Source organism: Streptomyces colwelliae, assembly GCF_048158785.1.
In the GTDB taxonomy this organism is placed as follows: domain Bacteria; phylum Actinomycetota; class Actinomycetes; order Streptomycetales; family Streptomycetaceae; genus Streptomyces.
The window spans coordinates 1-5,136 of the sequence record NZ_JBLTJC010000557.1 but is presented as its reverse complement, the minus strand read 5'-3'; the positions used below and the strand labels follow the sequence as shown (position 1 = coordinate 5,136).

Below are 5,136 nucleotides of genomic sequence, written 5' to 3'. Positions count from 1 at the left end.
TGTCGACACGGTGGGCGTGCGGGTCGGCGGTGCGCCGACCGGGGTCGCGCTGATCACGGTGGACCCGTCCGGCGACAACAGCATCGTGGTGTCGCCGGGGGCCAACGCGAAGCTGTTCGCCCCGGCCGACCGAACCAGCCACCCGCCCCACGACGAGCCCTCGACCACCTTCAGCACCGGCGTGAGCAGAGCCATGGCGACCGGCGAGAGAAGCAGAGCAACAGCCGTACCCAGCGCGAACCCACCGATCACGTCGGTCGGATAGTGCACGCCCATATAGACCCGGCAGAACCCTTCGAACAACGCGAGCCCGATCCCCGCCACCCCGAACCGCCGGTCCGCGACGAACAACGCGACCCCGATCGCCATGGTGATCGTCGCGTGGTCGCTCACGAAGGAGTAGTCGGTCTTCCCGGAGATCAGCACATCGAGCCCGGTGTGGTCGAGGAACGGCCGGGGCCGCTCCACGAACCCGCGTATGGGTACGTTCACGAGGACAGCGAGCGCAGCGGCGAGCGGCGCCCACACGAGCGCGGCCACGGAGGACGCGGAGTCCTCGGTCGCCCGCCGCCGCACGGACCACCAGCACCACACCACGAGCAGCACCATCGCGACGAGCAGTCCGTACTCACCGACGAACTCCATACCCCGGTCGAACCAGTGCGGCGCGTCCTTGGCGAGGCCATTGATGTCGTAGAGCAGATCGACGTCGGGATTCGACCCGGATTCGGCGAGTACAGCCATGGTGCTGCGGCTCCTTCGTCGTAGTTCCGGGCGCATCTCTCGTGCGCATTACTGAACAGGAACGCACGGGCCCGCTTAATACGTTCCACCCTCCACCGAATGATCACTCAGACGTTATCGAAGAGAGACTCATCGCCGCAGCTCAGGGGGTGGGTTCACGCTCGGTTCACACCGTCGTGGGGAGCGCTTTCGCGCCATCTTCGGTGACCCGGGTCGCACCGAAGTAATCGGGGGTGTCAATGGGGTCGAACCGGATCACAGCACCCGTCCGGGGTGCGTCGATCATGTACCCGCCGCCGACATAAATCCCCACATGCCGGATGGCCCGGGAATTGGTGAGGTCGTCCGAGAAGAACACGAGATCTCCCGGCAGCAATTCGGCCCGCTGCGGATGCGGCCCCGCGTTGTACTGATCGTTCGCGACACGCGGCAGCGTGATCCCCGCACTCGCGAACGCGGCCTTGGTCAGCCCCGAGCAGTCGAAGCGCCCGCCCTGGTCGGCGGTACCGTTCCCGCCCCACAGATAGGGCGTGCCGAGCTTGCCCTGGGCGTAGGTGATGGCGGTGGCGGCCTGCTCGGAGGGATCGACCCGGCTGACGGGCGCGGCGAAGCTCTGCGACAGCGTCGTGATCGTCTTCACGTAGTTCTTGGTCTCCGAGTACGGCGGCACGCCCCCGTACTTGATGACCGCGTACGCGCCCGCGTTGTACGAGGCGAGCATGTTCGCGGTCTGGTTCCCCGGCACGTCCTTCACGTACGAGGCGAGCTCGCAGTCGTACGTCGCGGCCGACGGAATCGCGTCATCCGGATCCCATACGTTCCGTACGCCGTCGCCGTCGCCGTCGATGCCGTGCGTGGCCCAGGTCCCGGGGATGAACTGCGCTATCCCCTCGGCCTTCGCCGGGCTCTTCGCGTTCGGGTTGAACCCGCTCTCCTGGTAGAGCTGGGCGGCGAGCAGCGCGGGGTTGAGGGCGGGACAGAGGTTGCCCCACTTCTGCACGAGCGCCGAGTACGCCGTCGGCACCGCGCCCTTGGCGAGCGCGACGGTCCCGCCGCCGGCCCCGCCCGCGAGGTTCCCGGCGACGAGGTAGACCCCGACGACGAGCAGCATCACAAAGCTGAGCCCCAGCCCAACCGCGACCCCACCGGCCACCCATACTTTTCGCACGGCTCAACCCTCCCCCATGTCAGCCCTGTTCAAGGCCATTTCGGGGCAGGGTGGCGGCATTTCGCCGTGCTTCCACCACATCTGACGCGTATTCAGCGCGTCGACGGAGCCTTGTACCGCTCCTTATTACGGGTCAGTCGTCGCGTCCTTGTACAACTCGGCCGCCTCTTTACCGAACACGACGCTGTACGAAATATCGGGCGTCAGTCCGCCCTGCTCGTGCCCGCCGATGACGCCCACGACCTGCTGGTCCCCGTTCACCCAGGGACTGCCGCTGGTGCCGCCGGGGAAGCCGGGGCAGTCGATGCGCTGCTGGGTGCCGCTGTGCTGGGTGGGCTTGTTGGTGCAGCTGATGGGCTGGTCGGTGGCGGAGGGATACCCGGTGATGGTCACCGCCGTGGCCCCGGTCGCCATCCCGGTCGTGAACCGGTCGGCCCCGACCACGTCCTCGATGTTCTTGCCGCCCACCTCGACGAGCGTGGCGAACCCGATGTCGCTGTCCTCGGCCTGCCCCTTGGACCACCCGTCCGGCAGGAACCGCCGCTCGATCTTCCACACCCCGTACGGCGCCCTGCCGTCCCGGTAACCCGGCACGAAGACGTCGCCGGGGTCGCCGTCCAGGCAGTGCGCCGCGCTGACGATGAGGTTGTGCCCGGCGCTGTGCACCACGGACGCGGTGCAGTGGTGCCCACCGGCGAGGCTGGTGGCGTGGGCCGCCCCGAACAGGGCGCCGACCCGCAGGCTCTGTTTGCTCACCTCGGTCACGGTGGTCACGCCGAAGGGCCCGGGGCCGTCGTCGGCGGTCGCCACGGACGCCGAGGTGAGGGCCAGCGTCACCACGGCGACGAACAGCGCGTACCTGCGGTTGCCCGCGAGGCGAGCGGAACGGGAGATGCGTGAGCTGCGCTTCATCGGGCCCCACTCTGTCCCACGAAGGTGAGAAAGGACGTCGACGCTTACTGAGATTTCCCTGTGAACAGCGCGTTCGCGCTTCGGTCGACGCTCGGTCCGGCGGTCAGTCCACCGTACTGTCCGTCCGTCCCTCCCGCCTCTCCTGCGCGATACTCGACGTCTCCCCGGCACCCGACGAAGGAAACCCCGTGTCCGACATCCCCCCCGACCTCACCTGGGAACGAGCCGCCCCACCGGACGCGACGGGCCCGGGGCCCTGGATCGAGCTCGCCTTCGGTGAGGGCGACGACGGCGAGGCCCCGGTCTACATCCGCGAGACCAGCGACCCGGAGAACGTCGTCACCACCAACCGCCGCAAGTGGGACGCCTTCGTACTCGGCGTACAGGCAGGCGAGTTCGACCACTTCGTGGAGGGAGTGGAGGGAGTGGAGGGCATGAAGGGCTTGGAGGACGCGGCGGACACGGCGGACACAACAGGCCAGGAAACCAAGGGAATCGGGCCGGACGGTGCATAGAAGCCGCGTCTACGCCCTCCTGATCGACACCCCGGGCCCCGAGGCCGCCGCGGCGGCGGCCTTCTGGTCGGCGGCACTCGGCACCCCGGCGGAACCGGTCCCCGGGGAGGAGCAGTTCACCACGCTCCACGAGGCAATTCCCGGCCTGGTCACGGCGGTTCAGTCGATCGACGATCCCAACCCCCGTTTCCACATCGACATCGAGACCGACGACGTGGCGGCGGAGACCGCCCGCCTGCTCACCCTCGGCGCGACCGAGACCGCCCGCTGGCTGGAGTGCCGGGTACTGCGCGCCCCCGGCGGCCACCTGCTCTGCGTCCTGCCGGTGCACAGCGACCCGGCCGTGTTCAACGCCCAGGCGCGCACCTGGAATTGAGGGGCCCCGGAGACTGACCGAAGGGGACCACGGAGACCGACCGAGGGGACCACGGAGACCGGAGCAGGGGCCACGGAGACCGGGACGATTCAGAACGTCGTCGTGATCCCGCCGTCCACCGCGATCGTCTGCCCGGTGATGAACGACGCCGCGTCGCCCGCCAGGAACACCACGATCCCGGCGATCTCCGCCGGTCGCCCCCAACGCCCCAGCGCGGTACGGCTCTTGAGCCACCGGCCCCACTCGGGGTCGTCCGCCAGCCCGGCGTTGACCTCGGTCGCGAACGGCCCCGGGGCCACCGAGTTGACCGTCGTACCGCTGGGCCCCAGGTCCGCGGCCAGCGCCCGGGTCAGCCCGTCGAGGCCGGCCTTGGCGGTGGCGTAGGCGATGTCCCCGGCGCGGCCCAACTGGCCGATGACCGAGGAGACGTTGATGATGCGGCCCGGGGTGCCGCGCGCGGCCAGCCCCTCGGCGACCGTACGGCTCAGTGCGTACGCCGAGGTCAGGTGGACGTCCAGCATGTGCGCCAGCTCGTCCGGGGTCATGGCGTCGAGCCCGCGCCGGTCCCGCTGCCCGACGTTGTTGACCAGCACGTCGATGTCCCCGAGCCCGCTCATCGCCTCCCGCGCCGCCGCACGATCCGTCACGTCGAAGACGGCGGCCGAGGCGTCCAGCCCCTCGTCACGCAACGCGGCGACGGTCGCCGCCGCGGTGGCCGGATCCCGCCCGTTGATCAGCACCCGCGCGCCCGCCCTGGCCAGGCCCCGCGCCATCTCCAGGCCCAGCCCGCGCACCGAGCCGGTCACCAGGGCCGTACGCCCGCCGAGCGCGAAGTCGTCGTGGCCACCCATCCCGCGACCTCCACCAGATCCGGCACTGAAACACTCGTTTCAGTTACGGTAGCGCAGTGGGTACGACACCGTCATCACCGCCATCGCTGCCATCGCCGCCACCCCTGTCTTCGCCCCGGCGCACCGAACTCCTGGACGCCTGCTACGCCTACCTCCTCGAACACGGCCTCACCGGCCTGTCCCTGCGCCCCCTGGCCGCCGCCACGGGCACCAGCCCGCGCGTCCTGCTCTACCTCTTCGGCAGCAAGGACGAGCTCCTGCGGCAACTGCTCGCCCGGGCCCGCCACGAGCAGCTCGCGATGATGGCAGCGGTCCTGGCGGAGCCGGACAACGCGGCCGGCACGCCCGGCGACGGCTTCGACGCCCTGGCCGAAAGCCTGTGGACCTTCCTCTCCGCACCGGAGCAACGCCCCATGGTGCGGCTGACGTACGAGGCCTTCCTGCTGTCCCTCAGCCACGACCCCGGCCCCTGGGCGGGCTTCGCCGGCGAGGCGGCCCGGGACTGGCTCGACCTCCTCGTACGGACCCAGCCGCCCAGCACCTCACGTATCTCTACCGGCTGTTTCACCA

General features: G+C 69.8%; 7 protein-coding genes. 3 read left to right on the top strand and 4 right to left on the bottom strand.

Annotation, left to right across the window (positions count from 1 at the left end; genetic code table 11):
- The 3 genes from ACNFOC_RS50715 to ACNFOC_RS50705 all read right to left on the bottom strand — a co-directional run.
- A partial coding sequence (locus ACNFOC_RS50715) for a phosphatase PAP2 family protein (protein ID WP_416965752.1) occupies positions 1 to 744 on the bottom strand: 744 nt, incomplete at its 3' end.
- Positions 745 to 910: 166 nt separating this feature from the next.
- Complete coding sequence (locus ACNFOC_RS50710) at positions 911 to 1,855, bottom strand: C40 family peptidase (protein ID WP_416965753.1); 945 nt, start codon at positions 1,853 to 1,855, stop codon at positions 911 to 913.
- Between the two features lie 183 nt (positions 1,856 to 2,038).
- Positions 2,039 to 2,824 (bottom strand): trypsin-like serine peptidase, encoded by a 786-nt coding sequence (locus ACNFOC_RS50705; RefSeq protein WP_416965751.1) that lies wholly within the window; start codon positions 2,822 to 2,824, stop codon positions 2,039 to 2,041.
- Positions 2,825 to 3,012: 188 nt separating this feature from the next.
- Here ACNFOC_RS50705 and ACNFOC_RS50700 point away from each other — a divergent pair, with 188 nt between their 5' ends.
- Both ACNFOC_RS50700 and ACNFOC_RS50695 read left to right on the top strand, forming a co-directional pair.
- Entirely contained in the window at positions 3,013 to 3,339 is a 327-nt protein-coding gene (locus tag ACNFOC_RS50700; RefSeq protein ID WP_416965750.1) for a DUF397 domain-containing protein, read from the top strand.
- Positions 3,332 to 3,715 carry a VOC family protein gene (locus tag ACNFOC_RS50695; RefSeq protein WP_416965749.1) on the top strand — a complete coding sequence of 128 codons (384 nt, stop codon included), beginning with the start codon at positions 3,332 to 3,334 and terminating at the stop codon, positions 3,713 to 3,715. The genes ACNFOC_RS50700 and ACNFOC_RS50695 overlap by 8 nt, the downstream gene beginning before the upstream one ends.
- 89 nt (positions 3,716 to 3,804) lie before the next feature.
- On the opposite strand, the gene ACNFOC_RS50690 is transcribed toward ACNFOC_RS50695, so the two are convergent.
- The gene (locus tag ACNFOC_RS50690) at positions 3,805 to 4,566 is read right to left on the bottom strand and encodes an SDR family oxidoreductase (protein ID WP_416965748.1); all 762 of its coding nucleotides are present in this window, start codon (positions 4,564 to 4,566) and stop codon (positions 3,805 to 3,807) included.
- Positions 4,567 to 4,622: 56 nt separating this feature from the next.
- Here ACNFOC_RS50690 and ACNFOC_RS50685 point away from each other — a divergent pair.
- A partial coding sequence (locus tag ACNFOC_RS50685; RefSeq protein ID WP_416965747.1) for a TetR/AcrR family transcriptional regulator occupies positions 4,623 to 5,136 on the top strand: 514 nt, incomplete at its 3' end.

What these genes read in the sequence shown, in the direction of transcription:
- ACNFOC_RS50710 (WP_416965753.1), bottom strand. Translation starts at nt 1,855, where the DNA reads ATGCTGCTCGTCGTCGGGGTCTACCTCGTCGCCGGGAACCTCGCGGGC.
- ACNFOC_RS50705 (WP_416965751.1), bottom strand. Translation starts at nt 2,824, where the DNA reads ATGAAGCGCAGCTCACGCATCTCCCGTTCCGCTCGCCTCGCGGGCAAC.
- ACNFOC_RS50690 (WP_416965748.1), bottom strand. Translation starts at nt 4,566, where the DNA reads ATGGGTGGCCACGACGACTTCGCGCTCGGCGGGCGTACGGCCCTGGTG.